Below are 15419 nucleotides of genomic sequence, written 5' to 3'. Positions count from 1 at the left end.
TTGTTCAATTGTCTTTATTTATCAGAAGTCTTCTCTTATCGTTGCGCGCCCAGAAATATCCTTTAACCCCTGCCACCCAGTGTGGGTACATAAAAATCAATATTATTTCTTCCAAGGTTTCGATGATCCCGATAAATATCATAAAGTAGAAAAGCCACAGAAGAGGACCCCAGAATAGAAGTCCAAGAATAAATATGGCCTGAATTACGGCCGAAAATTTAGCCAAATAGGTGTGAAATGCGGTAGCCTTACCGTATTTTCCAAAAGCGATGATCATCTGAATAAAGTAAAGCGTCAGAGGAACTAGTATCCATTGATAATAGGCTTGAATAAATCCAAACTCGAATTTTAATATTCCCAGAAAACCGATTACCAGGGTTATTTGATCACCCATGGAATCCAGCTGGGACCCCCTTGGACTGGTTATTTTCAGTTTTCTGGCGAGAAATCCGTCAATTGCGTCCGTGCTATAACTTACCAGTAATAGCCAACTGAACAGTTCCCGCTCTCCCAACCATATGATTACCAAAAGAAAAGGGGCGGCAAAAATTCGGTAAAACGAGAACCAATCGGCAATATTAAAATTTCGGAACGTGAGCATTTGATCTAAAAACTATGAAGCTCCCAATTATTGTCTTCTGTGTAAACTCCAATCATTCTGTCACCTAAAAGTTTTGAGGTGAAATCCGGAGCTTTTTTGGATTTCATTTTATCAGGGACATAATTTCTTGAGTTCAACATCGGAGTCATGGTTTTACCGTCAGCATCAATCACAAATTCTTCTATACGATAGCTGACCACATCTTTTCCCAGTAATTTGTTCTTGCCGACAACCTCTTTTATGTAATTCATGACAACAGCAAAGCCACCCTTAAAGGGGGTTGCATTGACGTACTGGGGTTCAATAACTATAATTCCAGCAGGATCAATATAGCCGTAGTAAATCAATCCTTCTTTTTCCCTCCGAATAAGACATCTGCCCTCATGAAAAACAGGATACTTCTTTTTGTTCAATACATTTTCAACTTCAACCAGATCATCTCTGAAATCTATAACAATAGCTCCTTTATGATCAACGAAAGCCCATTGACCATTTTTCTTAACGGCTAATAGCCCTTCACTTAACAACCCAACCTCCTCGAGGTTCATCATAATTTGAGCATTTACAGAGATACTTACTATGACACCCAGCAAAAAAAATATTAGATTTTTCATAGGCATAAATTAAGGTTAAACCTAAGAAAGGTACAATTCAAATCATTTAAATACTATGATATTGATCATGAAAAATTAGCTATGATGCAACATTTACAAACCCCATTTTAGAAACCCTGTAGTCTGTTATTAATAATTAAGTTACATTCTTATATATCCAATCTGTGCATTCCTCGAAGGTTTCAAAAATGTGCTCTTCTGAAACCAGATCCGGAACGATATCTATTGATTTCATCAAATAAAGAGGTTGTTGCTGAATATCAACAATCAGAACGTGAACGTCATTTTTTTCCAATTCAAGAAAGACGTCTTCCAGAACAAAAAGCCCAGTCTGATCTATATAAGGAACCCGATCCATCCTTATGATAACATGAGAAGCCGTCTCGGGAATTTGCTTTGCAAGCACCTGTATAAAACTTGTCGAGCCAAAAAATACAGGCCCTTTTATATGTTTGATGAATACTTTTTCCTTCATTTCATCCGGAAAATTTTCTTCGTCCTTCCAGGATTTTTCAGCCTTAAGTGTTTTTACATCCGATTTATCAGCCGTGGCATCACCCATTTTCTTCATGAATACAAGCGATGCAATGATAAGACCAATACCTACTGCATAAACCAGGTTCCAGAATGTGGAAAGGAAAAGCACCACGATCATGATCAATATTTCAGATCCCGGCATGGATGGAATTGCTTTTAAACCTTTGTAATCCATGACACCAATCCCTACGGTTACCAGGATCCCTGCCAATACGGCGGCTGGAATCTTAGATGCCAACGGACCCAAAGCCAAAAGAATAACCAAAAGGAACAAACCGGCGATCATTCCCGAAAGTTTAGTTTTTCCACCTGAATTAATATTTACAACTGTCCTAATGGTAGCACCTGCTCCAGGTAATCCGCCAAAAAGGCCCGACAAGCTGTTACCGATTCCTTGCCCTATTAATTCCTTATTGGGGTTATGACTGGTTTTAGTCATGTTATCCGCAACAATTGAGGTAAGCAAGGAATCAATTGCACCCAGGAAGGCCAGCGTTATAGCTGTAAAAATATGAGGTGAAACAGCAGCTAAATTAAACTCAGTGAAAATTTCGGTATTGAATACGGGAAATCCACTTGGTATTTCTTCAATGGGCCGATAGTCTAAATTTCCAAAAATGGCAATGCTCGAAACTATAACCAACGCGACCAAAGTCGATGGAATTTTATTCGTTATTTTCTTAAATCCATAAATGATGAATATGGTGAAAAAAGCCAGTATGAGTTCCATATAGCTTATATTTCTCAAGGCTCGAGGTAAGCTTTTTATTGCTCCGATCACTCCTGAGGTTTCTTTTTTGGCCAAAACCTTTGCCTCATTCATGATTTCTTCTTCAGATATCAACTCAGACCTTCGTATCGTTTCACGAAAATCCTCTAAAACAAGAAGCCCTTCTTCAGCTTCTTCCTTTAAAATATTTTCCATTATCAGCTCCTCAGCCTGAGGTTTGAATTTTTGAATTCTTTCCTGATCATTTTCAACATAATAACCGAGAATGGGTAAGATATTTGTAATGAGGATGATAAGGCCGATGGCCGTCATAAATCCTGATACCACCGGATAGGGAATGTATTTTATGTATCTCCCAAGCCCAATTGCACCAATTAAAACCTGAAACAATCCTGCAAGAACAAAGACCGTCAAAATGATAGGGAGTGCTTTATTTACATCACCATCATTTATCTGAAGAATTCCCGCAATCAAGATCATGCTAATCGCCGTCATCGGGGCAGTAGGTCCGGAAATCTGAGTTGGGGTACCTCCTAACATGGCGCCAAAAAAGCCTAAAATTATCGCCCCATAGAGACCGGCACTTGGTCCTAATCCGGAAGAAACCCCGAAAGCCAAGGCTAATGGAAGAGCCACTACACCAGCTGTAATTCCTCCAAAAGCATCTCCTCTGAAGTGTGCGAATAAATTTTTGATCATGTTTTCATTATTTTACCCTAGTGAAAATAATGTTTTTTTTCAATAAATTCAATCCTTTTTTTATAGTTTTGGTATATAAATAAGGCTAAATTTCTTTTAAATATCTAAAAATGCTGATTCTTGGAATCGCCGGAGGAACGGGAAGTGGAAAAACTACTGTTGTAAGGCAAATTTTAAACGAACTGCCTGAAGCTGAGGTTACTGTTATCTCTCAGGATTCTTATTACAATAAAAATGATCATTTAAGTTATCAGGAAAGGTCAAAGATTAATTTTGACCATCCCAATGCCATAGATTTTGATCTGTTGATCAAACATGTTGAGGAATTGAAAAAGGGCAATTCAATTGAACAGCCCATTTATTCTTTTGTGACCCACAACAGGGTTAGTGAAACGATCATAACCTATCCCAGAAAAGTAGTGATCATTGAAGGAATACTCATTTTTACTGAAAAGAGGTTAAGGGATCTTATTGATATAAAGGTTTATGTGCACGCCGATTCGGACGAAAGATTGATACGAAGGCTGAAAAGGGATATTCATGAAAGAGGAAGGGATATCAATGAGGTTCTCGACCGTTATCAGTCGACTCTAAAGCCAATGCATCTGGAGTTTATTGAACCAACCAAGAATTATGCTGATATTATCATACCGAATGATACATATAATACCGTAGCCATCGATATTGTCAGAACCGTTATTAACGAACGTTTATAAGATGAACTTTAAAAAATTCAAGGAAAATAAATTCGTTAGAATAATCAGTAACAAATATGTTATTATTTTGGTTGTTTTTGTCGTCTGGATGGGTTTCTTTGATGAAAATTCATTTTTGAATCACCGGGAACTGGATGAAGAGATCGATAAGCTTGAAGATGCCAATGAATATTATAAAAAGCAAATAGATGCCGACCAGAAAATAATCAATAATTTAAATGATCCTGATTCCCTTGAAAAATATGCAAGAGAGGAATACAAAATGAAGAAGGAAAACGAAGATATTTATATTATCGAATACGATACTATTGAAGAAGATTAAATTCGAATAAAAAGTCAATTTGAAAAAGAACGATTCCGAAAATCACGATTTTCGAAAAAAAGCACTATCGCTCAGTGATTTGTTTTTCGAATTAGAGGGAAGGAGGCCGCGTGTTTTGGTTGGAACTTTTCAGAATAATGCAGGAACAGTTTTAAATACTATAGCTAATTCCCTTTCAGACACAGGCTTTGACGTGGATATATCACCTTTTATTACTTCAGGGCAAAGCGTTTGTATGAATGCGCTTGAAAATGATGTTGATGTTTTATTGATGTTGATAGATTCGAGTGAATTTAAGGATCATATCCTTGAACTTGAGAGTTCTTTGAGTCATCATAGTGCAGATTTTTTGCTCTTGTATATCTGTAATAACTGTAGGTCGAGATACCTCCAAAAAGAAGAATCATCAGACCGGATCATTTTGGAACTGAATGAAAAACGATCAGAAATAGGGCACTTGATTATGAAGCTTTTATTACACGAAACGGGCTCCTGATCTATATATTAAACCTAGCTTTTAGCTATGGGTTTTAGCAATTTTTCTTTTCTTGTCAGAGGCCTCATTTCATCTTCCATTAATTTCAAATATTTATTGGTTTTGTGTTTGCTTAAAAATCCGCGTAATTCCTTTTCACGGGTATAAGCCAAAGCTTTCATCAATTGCTTTTTCTGTTTATCTTCCTGATCACTTTCCAGTATTTCATAGACGCGTTCAACAAAGTCCTTATTGTATTCCAGAAGCTGATCCAGGGGTTCTTTTTCCAGATTCAGGTGAGCTACGCTGTTCAGGGTACTCAGCAATAATTCCTTCGGGACTTTCTCCTGAGCCAATGATTTTGTGCTAAAAACAGAGAAGACAAATATGCTCAATAAAATGGTAATATTTTTCATATGAATCAATTTAAGGCAATTAAGGATGCTTAAATTTATGAAAAAACATGTTTGTTTAAAAGATATTTTGGCTTTTATTCTTCCAAAGCAACAGTTGCTTGTTTGGGTTTTTTGGACAGGTCCCATTTGAAACCAAGATAAAATTCTATCCCGTGGTTTGGGGCATAGGCGTAGGCTGTATCAAAGAAAGGACTAAATCCTGGCTCATAATTCGGGTCGTCATATCCAACGAGCGGAGATTCCGTTTGTATGAAATTGAACAGGTTGTTTACACCAAAATACAAGTTGTAATTGTTTTTGATCAATTTGCTGATTTGAATCTGATGAACTGAAAAAGGTTTGCTGTTAGTGGGACGAGGATCTTCTAGAGGAATTCCTTGTTCGTCAAGGTCATAAACCTCGGGAAGCGCCATTGTTCCGGTAAATGTCGCAGAATAAGCCAAAGTTATTCTCTGTCTTCTCAACTCATAATTAGCATTGAGTACACCACTCCATTTTGGAGCAAAAAGAATATCTGTAGTTATCTCCTCATCATCCGGCCCATAATCCGTTTCGGTCGACTCCAAAAGATTCAATCCTATGTTTACACTAAAGGGAAACTTAAAATTATGATTGAGATTGATTCCCAAGCCCATCGTCTTCGCAAAGCCATCAGAATTCTCATAAATGATCATTCCCGGAATATCATAATCCGGAATAATCTTGTTTGTGAAGTGCGTGTAAAATGCTTCAAGGTCAATGGATCCACTACCTCCTAGTCCCGTATAAACCTGGTTATAATTCAGGGAAAAATTATAAGAACTCTCCGGCTCAAGTTCCTCTGTTATGAACACTTCCCGCTGGCCTGTTACAAAGGCGTGATCTTCTGTGAAGAGGTTGACCACCTTAAAACCTGTTCCAAAATTAAACCGGAAGGTAGTCCAGTCAGAAGTTTTTGCTTTTAGATTCAATCTAGGAGCGTAAATTAATCCGTGCTCCTGATGATGATCCACTCTTAACCCACCTAGTATTGTGAATTTTTCGGAAAACCTGTATTCATCCTGTGCGAATACTCCCGGAACAAACTGATTGTTCGGAGTGTTTGTAACAATTCCGTCAATCTCTTCTTCTGTGGCCATGGTATTGTCATCATAAGCATCGTATCTCAGTGTGGCACCTACAAGAACATCATGTTTTGATTTGTTGAAATTCCAAAGAAAATTTCCAAATGCAATTTGCTGGGAAGCCTTGTAATATTGGTCACCATAGTAACTGTCCTGGTCGTGATTAGATAAAGAATAATCTATTTTCAAATTTGCCTTGGTATCGAGGGCATAAGTGCCGAAAAGCTCAGCCCGATTGGTATAGATACTTTCCCCGTATATCTGATCATTACCTCTTAGTCCCCTGTAAGCCCTGTCCTTGACATAGGCCTGAACACCATTTCTTCTGTCCTCATAATAGTATTTTGCAGCAAGTGAAAATATCTTGTCACTGGGACGGTAAAAATTTATTTTGGAAAAAACGGAAATGTGATCAGAATTGATCCCGTCACCAAAGCCGTCAAAATTGTTATCCGCATATAAATTAGCATAACCAAAATTTACGCCCAGATAGGCATTTGACCTGCCCAATCGAGGAGCCATTGCCACATTTCCAAATACTTCTTCATGGGAACTTGTCATCAGGTCAACAGAAACAGCTGGCTGGGATTCCGGATTCTTCGTAATGATATTGATCACTCCTGCTACCGCTTCTGAACCATACAATGTACTGCTGGGACCTTTTATTACTTCAAAACGATCGATGATCATATTTGGTATTCCATTAAGTCCGTAAACCGAGGCAAGGCTTCCGTAAATTGGCGTGCCATCCATTAAGATGGCAGTATAAGATCCTGGCAATCCGTTAACGCTGATATTGTTGGTATAACATACCCCACAGGCAACCACTTCCTGCACACCATTGACTAATTGGACACTTTCCACTACTGAGCTGGAAGCTGAAGGAAGATAGGTGTCAAGTTGTTTTGAGGTTACCACATCAATTTTTATGGGTGAGGCCGAAACATACGTTTCCTTCATTGTTCCTGTCACGACCACTTCTTCGAGCGTTGAGGAGGAAATCAGGTGAAAATTAGCGATAAGGGTCTGTCCGGCTTTTAGCTGTATGGATTTTTTCTCAGATATATGGCCCACAAAAGAGGCTATGAGCGTATAATTTCCCGGGGGAATGTTTTTCAACTGATAATTACCATTGAGATCAGTGGTGGCTCCATATTCTGTATTTTTGAGATGCAAAGTTGCAAAAGGGAGTACATTTTCCTCGCTGGTCAGGCGTCCTTCGATCTGGCCTGATTGAGCAAGTAGGCCCATACAGTTGATGAATAAACCTATTAAAAAAATGATTCTTAATTGCATATTGTTATAAAAGACTATAATTTTATCTTTTGAATGCAAAACTAATAAAGTTAGATATAACTAACAAAATATCCTTTATGAATATAACTAGTAATATTGAAGATTATATAAAAGCTATTTTTCATTTGACATTTGAGGGCTCATCGGATAAGGTTGGAACGAACCAACTGGCAGAGTATTTAAAATTATCTCCGGCATCTGTAAGTGTGATGATCAAGAAGATGAAAAGTAAGCACCTTGTGGATTATGAGAAGTACGGGAAGATCAGTTTGACGGATGTGGGCCATAATCTAGCCGTAAAACTTATCAGGAAGCATCGTCTTTGGGAAACTTTTTTGCATCGATATATGAATTTTAGCTGGGATGAAGTTCATGAAGTTGCACATCAGCTTGAACATATTCAATCTCCAAAATTAATCAGAGAACTCGATAATTTTTTAGGGAATCCAAAGGTTGATCCGCATGGTGACGTAATTCCGGATGAAGAGGGTAATTTTAGCCATACCACAAGGAAATCTTTGTCCGAACTTGAGAAAGGCCATCGTTGCCGGATGGTATCGGTAAAAGATAGTTCAGCAGCGTTTCTAAAATATGTTACGCAGCTTGGCCTTGCCTTGAGCAGTGAAATTGAGGTCTTGGAGGTGAGAGAATTCGATCATTCGATGATGATCAGGTATGAAAATAAAGTGGAGAATGTGTCAAAAAAGTTTGCGGAAAGTGTGTATGTTGAGGTACTTTGAGCAAAAACGGACACAATATTCAACAGACGATAAAAAGTTGTCTGTTACGTTAGGGATGATTCCAATAAATCGATAAGCATTTAATCCCGTTTAATAGAATGATTAATGCCATAAAAATGTAAATTTGCACCAAAATTAAATTCACTTATGTTCAATAAATATCTAAAACTTGTCCTGGCTGCCATCATTACCGTATGGGCCGTTTATGAATTCTATCAGGGACATATCATGAATGGTATCTCCATTTTGTTGCTTGCAGGTATCTTTGTTTTCTTTTATTTTAAAAATGAAATTCTTCTTTTAACTTTTTTCAAATTGCGTAAACAGGATTTTGAAGGAGGTAATAAATTACTCGACAAGATCAAAAATCCTTCAGCAGCATTGACAAAGAAGCAAGAGGGGTATTATAATTTCTTACGTGGAATCATGGTTTCTCAAACTAATTTAACACAAGCAGAAAGGTTCTTTAAAAAGGCCTTGAATCTTGGCCTTGCCATGGACCACGACAAAGCCATGGCAAAATTGCAACTGGCAGGGATAGCGCTAACGAAAAGAAGAAAAAGAGAAGCAACAAATCTTATAACAGAGGCGAAAAAGCTGGATAAACACGGTATGCTTAAAGATCAGATTGCTATGGTAAAGCAGCAAATGAAAAAGATCTGACAAGGTGTTTTAATTCAAAGATTTGACTGGATTACATGAATAAAAAGATTCTTCTCGTTACACTTCTGATCATCATGGCTGGTTCCACGGGTTTTTGTCAGGGTCTGAGCCTGATGACATACAATATTCGCTACGCTACTGACAGTGACGGAGAAAACAGCTGGGAAAACAGAAAAGAGTTTTTAACAGACCAGATTCGTTTTTATTCTCCTGATATTTTTGGAATTCAGGAAGGCTTGAAGCTTCAGGTTGATCATCTTCAGGCTGAATTAACTGGCTATGACTTTGTTGGCGTTGGGAGAGATGATGGAAAGGAAAAGGGCGAGTATTGTGCTGTTTATTACAAAAAGGATAAGTTCCAACTTCTTGGCCATGACACATTCTGGCTTTCTGATAAACCTCAGAAACCTTCAAAAGGATGGGATGCTGCCTATGAACGAATCTGTACCTATGCTTTCTTTATGGATAAGGATACTGGAATTAATTTTTGGGTTTTTAATACACATTTTGACCATGTTGGGGTTGAGGCCAGGAATCGTAGTGTAGAGCTGATCAAAAATAAAGTTGATGAACTAAACAAAGATAATTTCCCGGTTTTTATTTTGGGCGATTTTAATTTGAATGAACAAAGTGATGCTATATTGTATATGTCAGAACATTATAAAGATTCGAGGCAATTCACTGAAGAGAGAGCTTTTGGCCCTTTTGGGACTTTTACCGGATTTGAGTTTCACAATGCTGTTCAGGACCGCATAGACTATATTTTTTGCTCCAAAGAAGGTGTTCGAGTTAGGAAGTATGCCGTACTTACAGATTCAAAACATCAAAAATACCCTTCCGACCATTTTCCTGTTTATGTCAGGGTCTTTTTAAGCAGATAAAAAGGAATCCATTAAATTTTCAATTTCTTTCCGATATACATCAATGAATGTCCTTCTTCTACGGAAAGGTCCTTATAATTCGCTGGAATAATATGTATCTCATTATCTGTTCCTTTTACAAACACAGGAATAGATTTTATCTCCTTCATGGTGGCTTTCATCAGATCTTTATAATGTTCCGGTGAATTTATCTTCACTTCATTGATGATTGGATAGTCACGGACCACTTCCGAAATATTGATAAAATCGTCAGTTTGAGAGAAGAGCCCTTCTTCAGGGTTGTTGTCAGGGTCTCTCATTTCTTCTGCACTGATCAATCTGAAGGCACCTTCCTCTCCAAAGGTTTGCTTTAGTTTTGAGAGGGCATATTCGTTAATTGTATTACTTCCGGTCAGAGCCAGTAAAAAACCAATATCATTGAGTTCAATATTCTCAAAGATTTCATCCTCGTAAATATTGCATTCCATGGCCTCAAGTCCTTCCTCAATAGATGTTTCAATATTGGTTCGATTACTGTCTATGAGAACCACTCTACGATTGTTGTTTTGTAAGTATTTTGCAATCAATCGAGCAGGAGGGGAGGCACCTACAATTAAAATCCCTTCTGATTTTTTGAGTAATACCCTGGTAAATCGAGCCATAAGTTTAGCCGTGGTTGCATTGAGTAATACAGTGCCTAACACAATCATAAATACCAAAGGTGTAATATAGTTTGCATTTTGAACCCCTTGCATAGTCAGTTTCAATCCAAACAGTGAGGCGATACCTGCTGCCACGATACCACGAGGCCCAACCCAGCTGATAAATATTTTTTCATTACTGGATAGTCCGCTCTTTCTTGCACTGAGAAAAACCCCAAGGGGCCTCACTAAAAGCACCACCACACCAAATAGAATAAGGGAATTCCAATTGTAAATTAACTCAAGATCAGAAAGATTGATGTTTGCCGAAAGTAATATGAACAAAATAGATATTAACAGTATACTGATGGTTTCCTTAAAATACAGGACATCCTTTAGTGCCTCAAGTTTCATGTTACCCAGAACCATCCCCATGATCACAACCGCGAGAAGACCGCTTTCATGAGCAAACAAATCTGCAAGTACAAAAACTCCCAGTACCAGGGCAAGTGCCACAACATTTAAAAGGTAATGAGGAATTAATTTTTGTTTTATGGCAGTTGCAAAGGCATATGCCGAAGTAAATCCAATTGAAAGGCCTATGATCACAATCTTACCAAATTCAACAAGGGTTTCCTTACTGTATTCCATTCCGGTGTCTCCGCCAATTCGTATAAACTCAAAAACCAGTACGGCAATCAAAGCACCGATTGGATCAATGAGTATCCCTTCCCATTTTAAAATAGTTGAAATATCTTTTTTAAGAGGCAGGTTTCTTAAAATAGGCGTAATTACTGTTGGTCCGGTAACAATGATCAGGGAAGAGAACAGGAATGATAAAGGCCAGTTGAGCCCGATAATAAAATGAGCTGTTACTCCCGCTGTGATCATGGTAATAAAAGCTCCAAGTGTGATCAGCTTGTAGATCACAGGCCCCACACTCCTTATCTCATCTTTTTTGAGTGTCATTCCTCCTTCAAACAGGATCAATGCAATAGCAAGGGAAACAAAATTGAAAAGACTTTCCCCTGGAAACAAACCTTGTTTTCCGTTCCAGACAGGTTCAATCCATTTGTTGCCATCTTCGGAAATCAGAGTTGAAATAGGACCTACGAGTAATCCGATCAAAATAAGTGGTAAGATCGCGGGAATTTTAAATTTCCATGCAACCCACTGGGCAATGATCCCCAATATAATAATTCCTGCAAGTTCGAGCATATTTAATTTTATTGATCAGCTAAAAATACTATTTTTATCCGTACCAAAACCTAATGCTTGTGTCAGATCACAATAGTTTAAAAATATGGGCACAAAAGTATTGGTGAAAAATAAGTGAACTTTGAACTTTGAACTTTGTACAGACAGTCTGCAAGGCGCCATGAAGGCGGGTAAGTACGGATTTAAGAGCATTGAGTTATGTTCTTCACTTTCAGCAGGAGGCCTTACCCCCAACTATGGACTGATTAAAAAATGCGTTGAAGAATCAGACGTAGAGGTTCACGTTATGATCAGGCATAAAGAAGGAAGGTTCTCAGCAGAGATTGAGGATCTGAGCTTGATGAAATATGATATAGAGGCATCCAAACAGGCAGGTGCAACCGGGGTTGTTTTCGGAATTTTAAATGAAAAAAATGAAGTTGATGGCAAAAATGAGATTTTGGCCGATTTTGCTAAGTCCATAGGTTTAAAAACAACATTTCACAGGGCTTTTGATTTTGTACCCGATTTTAGGGTAGCCATTGAACAAGTAATGAAAATAGGATTTGACAGATTATTAACATCAGGTTTACAGCCCAAAGCTGAATTGGGTGTTTCAGTCATTGCGGAAATCCAACAAAATTTTGGAAAAGACATTCAAGTCATTGCCGGAAGTGGAATCAGTCCAAAAAATGCTTTAAAATTTTCGGCTTCAGGAATTGATTATTTGCATTTTACTGCAAGAAAACCCATAGGAGATCCTTTAGAAATGGAAATGGGACAAGTTTATGAGACAGATGAAAGGAAAATTCAACAGATTTTAAACCTTCCATTTAACCATATTAATTGATACAGGTAATGAATTGAATGAAATAAAGGAAGGCCTACAATAGATTTTATAATTTTCAGTTCTGTTTTTAATGACATTCCATAAATTATAATGAATAAAACTTTAGCTTACAGCATCCTTTTCTTGGTTATACCTTACTTGATCAGAGCACAGGATTCTTTTGATTTGAATGTATTCCGTAATCAACCGGTAAACTATGAGGGTATCACTGGCGACGATAAAAATGCGATAAAAATTCAAAAAGGAAGGTTGGTCTACAAAAAGGTCAAGGTACCTAAATATAGAGAAGGTTCTGACGTGAATTTAAAACTCAGGTTAAAATCGATGGGTGATAGATGGGATAAATCAGGTTCTTGTTTTGTCGTATCGAACCCGGAGCTGATGTCCATATTAGATACAGGGGAGGATGGAAAAGAATTTCCGATTGAATCAGGTGTTATGTCTAGGAATTTAGGTATCAAATCCACTTCAGAATATTTGCCAGTCGTTGAATTACTTCGGTTTGTTACACCATTTGGAGCCGGTTATTACAGTGAGAACAACGAAGGACACAGGAAACCTGTCTACATTCCTAAATGGGAGAATGAAATTGTTTGGGAAAAGGATATTAGTCATCTCCTTTCCATAACAGAAGGAGAGTTTTACCTTGGGGTATGGATTGACACCTGGACCAAAGAAGGGTTTGAAATTGATCTCAGTCTTCATTATTCAGGACGAAGAGATGCCTTAAAGCAGGTGAAACCTTTGCTGAATACCATTGGCTATGTCAAGGGACAGAACCTACCGGAATTTTTTGCTGATACGACGCTAACTCACACATTTACAATTGAAAATAAAATAAAAAATGCGAAGTTGTATTTTCTTACTTCCGGACACGGAGGCCATAGTGGCGGGGATGAATTCAGCAGAAAAAAGAATCAGGTCTGGTTGGATGGCAAAAGTATTTTGGATACCATTCCCTGGAGGGATGATTGCGCCTCCTTCAGAAGATACAACCCAACTTCAGGGGTATGGTTAAAAAAAGATACAGCTTCTTATATTGATTTTGAGGCCAGAAAGTACAAAGTGAAAGAAATTGAAGAGCGAATTGCTTCTTCTGATTTGTCCCGTTCTAACTGGTGTCCTGGTTCAATCGTGGAGCCTTATATAGTGAAGCTTGGTGATCTGGAGTCTGGTACACATCAAATTGAAATAGCCATAGATGCCGCTCGGGCAGAGAAAGAAAAATACAATCATTGGCTCGTTTCGGCTTATCTTATTTACGAAGAGTAAGGCTCTTTAATCAGGATTTGTGCCGGAACAAATCTCTTGTTCTTTGGTAATCAGCGTATTTATATTTTAGACGACAATGGACGTTCCTTTTGAGGAGATGTTTTTCTTATCATCGAATATGAAATCGATTTTACCCATATTTATTCCCCAGCATCCCACCTGATTAACCAACATATTCTTGCCATCAACATTTTTAGTTACAGTTGGTTTTTTCAAAAAGGTATGGGAATGTCCTCCAATGATCAAATCAATATTTCTTGTACTTTTTGCCAGGGTCAGATCACTCATACTCTCCGGATACTTTTTATAATAATAGCCAAGATGTGATAGGCAAATAACGAGATCGCACTTTTGCTCCTCTCTCAAAATTTTGGTCATATCCTGAGTTATTTCTATGGGGTCAAGATATCTGGTTTCTTTGTAAAGCCTTGGGTCCACTAAGCCCTCCAGCTTTATTCCGATTCCAAATACCCCAATTTTCAGTCCATCTTTATAAAAAATTTTAAAGGGAAGCGTTTTGCCATCCATCACAGTATTTGTAAAGTCATAATTTGAGATCAGGAAGTCAAACTTTGCATGAGGTAGTTGTTTTTCAAGACCGTCTATACCGTTGTCAAAATCATGATTGCCAATAGTGGCGGCGTCATAGCCAAGCTTACTCATCATCTTAAACTCAACCTCACCTCCAAAGTAGTTGAAATAAGGTGTACCCTGAAAGATATCTCCTGCATCAAAAAGAAGTGTATTAGGATTTTCTTTTTTTAGATGCTTAATAAGTGTGGCCCTTCTGGCAACACCCCCTGTATTTGGGTATTTGCTGTGATTCTCTGAAAAAGGCTCAATATGACTGTGAACGTCATTGGTGTGAAGGATCGTGATCTTTCTTTCTCTTGAAATGTTACAGGAGCTTAATGGCAATCCACCCAGGCTTATCAGCGAGCCTGTGGCAAGGCTGTTTTTTATAAATTTTCTTCTTTCCATTACTTTACTTTAACGAATCGGTTATCAAGAGATGCATATAATGTATCCTTGGTTTTCAGATGATCTATGATGGCGTCCCTAACCTTGTAATTGGTTGGGTACAACTCAAGAGGGTCCTTAAAGAAGGTCATATTATCCCCTCCGTGCTGCAGATAATCATGAGTGAGGACCCAATAGGTTTTATCCGGGTCAAATTTCTCTCCTTGAATTTCAATTTTCGAAAACTGCTTATTTTTCAATCGCAACTGAACTCCTGAAACAGGGTGGGCAACACTTCTTTTGGCGAGTTGATCAAATAATTCCTTGGTTTTGGCCCCAGATAATTTAACGATGACCAGTTTGTTTTCAAATGGCATTAATTTAAAAATGTTTTCCACTTTTAAGTCACCTCTTGGCAACGAAGTTCTGATGCCACCGTAATTGAAAAGAGCGAAATCTATATGTTCACCGGTCTTTCTGTAAAATGTGCTGTCTGCATTCTGATAACAGAGATCGGCATAGAAGTTACCGAGTGAACTTTCAAGGTCTGCTTCTGTCCTGTCCAGAGGTCGGGGATTGTAACACAATACTTCATTTATTTTGTTTTCAAGCTCAATTTTATAAGGTTCAAAAGCCTCAATTACTTCTTTATTGGATTCAATTTTTTCATCGATATGAAGCTGTTCTCCTCGTATCATTTTAAGTTCGCTGTTTTTTTCTTTACAGG

16 protein-coding genes are annotated in these 15419 nt (G+C 37.9%); 8 read left to right on the top strand and 8 right to left on the bottom strand.

The features are described from left to right. Positions 1-4: 4 nt before the first annotated feature. From LCM02_RS06965 to LCM02_RS06955, 3 genes are all read right to left on the bottom strand, one after another. On the bottom strand, positions 5-601 hold the full coding sequence (locus LCM02_RS06965) for a CDP-alcohol phosphatidyltransferase family protein (protein ID WP_224927600.1): 597 nt from the start codon (positions 599-601) through the stop codon (positions 5-7). A gap of 5 nt (positions 602-606) precedes the next feature. Next, a complete protein-coding gene (locus tag LCM02_RS06960; RefSeq protein WP_224927599.1) occupies positions 607-1215 on the bottom strand; it encodes a WG repeat-containing protein in 609 nt (202 codons plus the stop codon). A gap of 136 nt (positions 1216-1351) precedes the next feature. Further along, positions 1352-3178 (bottom strand): SulP family inorganic anion transporter, encoded by a 1827-nt coding sequence (locus LCM02_RS06955; protein ID WP_224927794.1) that lies wholly within the window; start codon positions 3176-3178, stop codon positions 1352-1354. 113 nt (positions 3179-3291) lie between these two features. Between LCM02_RS06955 and udk the strand changes: the two genes are divergently transcribed. Genes udk through LCM02_RS06940 form a run of 3 tightly spaced genes read left to right on the top strand, consistent with a single transcriptional unit; the run spans position 3292 to position 4715 of the window. Then, positions 3292-3897 (top strand): uridine kinase, encoded by a 606-nt coding sequence (gene udk, locus LCM02_RS06950; RefSeq protein WP_224927598.1) that lies wholly within the window; start codon positions 3292-3294, stop codon positions 3895-3897. 1 nt (position 3898) lies between these two features. Further along, on the top strand, positions 3899-4219 hold the full coding sequence (locus LCM02_RS06945; protein WP_224927597.1) for an FtsB family cell division protein: 321 nt from the start codon (positions 3899-3901) through the stop codon (positions 4217-4219). 19 nt (positions 4220-4238) lie between these two features. Next, positions 4239-4715 carry a hypothetical protein gene (locus LCM02_RS06940; RefSeq protein WP_224927596.1) on the top strand — a complete coding sequence of 159 codons (477 nt, stop codon included), beginning with the start codon at positions 4239-4241 and terminating at the stop codon, positions 4713-4715. A 14-nt stretch (positions 4716-4729) separates the two neighbouring features. On the opposite strand, the gene LCM02_RS06935 is transcribed toward LCM02_RS06940, so the two are convergent. Both LCM02_RS06935 and LCM02_RS06930 read right to left on the bottom strand, forming a co-directional pair. Next, positions 4730-5110: a hypothetical protein gene (locus LCM02_RS06935; protein ID WP_224927595.1), complete on the bottom strand. Its 381-nt coding sequence runs from the start codon at positions 5108-5110 to the stop codon at positions 4730-4732. A 74-nt stretch (positions 5111-5184) separates the two neighbouring features. Next, positions 5185-7464, bottom strand: coding sequence for a TonB-dependent receptor (locus LCM02_RS06930; RefSeq protein ID WP_224927594.1), 2280 nt, complete (start codon positions 7462-7464; stop codon positions 5185-5187). Positions 7465-7586: 122 nt separating this feature from the next. Here LCM02_RS06930 and LCM02_RS06925 point away from each other — a divergent pair, with 122 nt between their 5' ends. From LCM02_RS06925 to LCM02_RS06915, 3 genes are all read left to right on the top strand, one after another. Next, positions 7587-8249, top strand: a complete 663-nt coding sequence (locus LCM02_RS06925) for a metal-dependent transcriptional regulator (RefSeq protein ID WP_224927593.1) — start codon at positions 7587-7589, stop codon at positions 8247-8249. A gap of 147 nt (positions 8250-8396) precedes the next feature. Continuing rightward, on the top strand, positions 8397-8912 hold the full coding sequence (locus tag LCM02_RS06920) for a DUF2892 domain-containing protein (RefSeq protein ID WP_224927592.1): 516 nt from the start codon (positions 8397-8399) through the stop codon (positions 8910-8912). Positions 8913-8947: 35 nt separating this feature from the next. Continuing rightward, positions 8948-9793, top strand: a complete 846-nt coding sequence (locus LCM02_RS06915) for an endonuclease/exonuclease/phosphatase family protein (protein WP_224927591.1) — start codon at positions 8948-8950, stop codon at positions 9791-9793. Positions 9794-9804: 11 nt separating this feature from the next. Here LCM02_RS06915 and LCM02_RS06910 read toward each other — a convergent pair whose 3' ends face one another. Next, on the bottom strand, positions 9805-11631 hold the full coding sequence (locus LCM02_RS06910; protein ID WP_224927590.1) for a cation:proton antiporter: 1827 nt from the start codon (positions 11629-11631) through the stop codon (positions 9805-9807). 121 nt (positions 11632-11752) lie between these two features. Between LCM02_RS06910 and LCM02_RS06905 the strand changes: the two genes are divergently transcribed. Then, complete coding sequence (locus LCM02_RS06905) at positions 11753-12460, top strand: copper homeostasis protein CutC (protein ID WP_224927589.1); 708 nt, start codon at positions 11753-11755, stop codon at positions 12458-12460. A gap of 90 nt (positions 12461-12550) precedes the next feature. Next, complete coding sequence (locus LCM02_RS06900; protein WP_224927588.1) at positions 12551-13732, top strand: PNGase F N-terminal domain-containing protein; 1182 nt, start codon at positions 12551-12553, stop codon at positions 13730-13732. A 66-nt stretch (positions 13733-13798) separates the two neighbouring features. Here the strand turns inward: LCM02_RS06900 and LCM02_RS06895 are convergent, their stop codons facing one another. Beyond that, positions 13799-14713, bottom strand: coding sequence for a bifunctional metallophosphatase/5'-nucleotidase (locus LCM02_RS06895; protein WP_224927587.1), 915 nt, complete (start codon positions 14711-14713; stop codon positions 13799-13801). Further along, the gene (locus LCM02_RS06890) at positions 14713-15390 is read right to left on the bottom strand and encodes a 5'-nucleotidase C-terminal domain-containing protein (RefSeq protein WP_224927586.1); all 678 of its coding nucleotides are present in this window, start codon (positions 15388-15390) and stop codon (positions 14713-14715) included. The genes LCM02_RS06895 and LCM02_RS06890 overlap by 1 nt, the downstream gene beginning before the upstream one ends. Between the last annotated feature and the right edge of the window lie 29 nt (positions 15391-15419).

The organism is Lutimonas saemankumensis (assembly GCF_020171465.1).
Lineage (GTDB): Bacteria > Bacteroidota > Bacteroidia > Flavobacteriales > Flavobacteriaceae > Lutimonas > Lutimonas saemankumensis.
This window is presented reverse-complemented; position numbering and strand designations above follow the sequence as displayed.

What these genes read in the sequence shown, in the direction of transcription:
- LCM02_RS06965 (WP_224927600.1), bottom strand. Translation starts at nt 601, where the DNA reads ATGCTCACGTTCCGAAATTTTAATATTGCCGATTGGTTCTCGTTTTAC.
- LCM02_RS06960 (WP_224927599.1), bottom strand. Translation starts at nt 1,215, where the DNA reads ATGAAAAATCTAATATTTTTTTTGCTGGGTGTCATAGTAAGTATCTCT.
- udk (WP_224927598.1), top strand. Translation starts at nt 3,292, where the DNA reads ATGCTGATTCTTGGAATCGCCGGAGGAACGGGAAGTGGAAAAACTACT.
- LCM02_RS06945 (WP_224927597.1), top strand. Translation starts at nt 3,899, where the DNA reads ATGAACTTTAAAAAATTCAAGGAAAATAAATTCGTTAGAATAATCAGT.
- LCM02_RS06935 (WP_224927595.1), bottom strand. Translation starts at nt 5,110, where the DNA reads ATGAAAAATATTACCATTTTATTGAGCATATTTGTCTTCTCTGTTTTT.
- LCM02_RS06930 (WP_224927594.1), bottom strand. Translation starts at nt 7,464, where the DNA reads ATGGGCCTACTTGCTCAATCAGGCCAGATCGAAGGACGCCTGACCAGC.
- LCM02_RS06925 (WP_224927593.1), top strand. Translation starts at nt 7,587, where the DNA reads ATGAATATAACTAGTAATATTGAAGATTATATAAAAGCTATTTTTCAT.
- LCM02_RS06920 (WP_224927592.1), top strand. Translation starts at nt 8,397, where the DNA reads ATGTTCAATAAATATCTAAAACTTGTCCTGGCTGCCATCATTACCGTA.
- LCM02_RS06915 (WP_224927591.1), top strand. Translation starts at nt 8,948, where the DNA reads ATGAATAAAAAGATTCTTCTCGTTACACTTCTGATCATCATGGCTGGT.
- LCM02_RS06910 (WP_224927590.1), bottom strand. Translation starts at nt 11,631, where the DNA reads ATGCTCGAACTTGCAGGAATTATTATATTGGGGATCATTGCCCAGTGG.
- LCM02_RS06900 (WP_224927588.1), top strand. Translation starts at nt 12,551, where the DNA reads ATGAATAAAACTTTAGCTTACAGCATCCTTTTCTTGGTTATACCTTAC.
- LCM02_RS06895 (WP_224927587.1), bottom strand. Translation starts at nt 14,713, where the DNA reads ATGGAAAGAAGAAAATTTATAAAAAACAGCCTTGCCACAGGCTCGCTG.
- LCM02_RS06890 (WP_224927586.1), bottom strand. Translation starts at nt 15,390, where the DNA reads ATGATACGAGGAGAACAGCTTCATATCGATGAAAAAATTGAATCCAAT.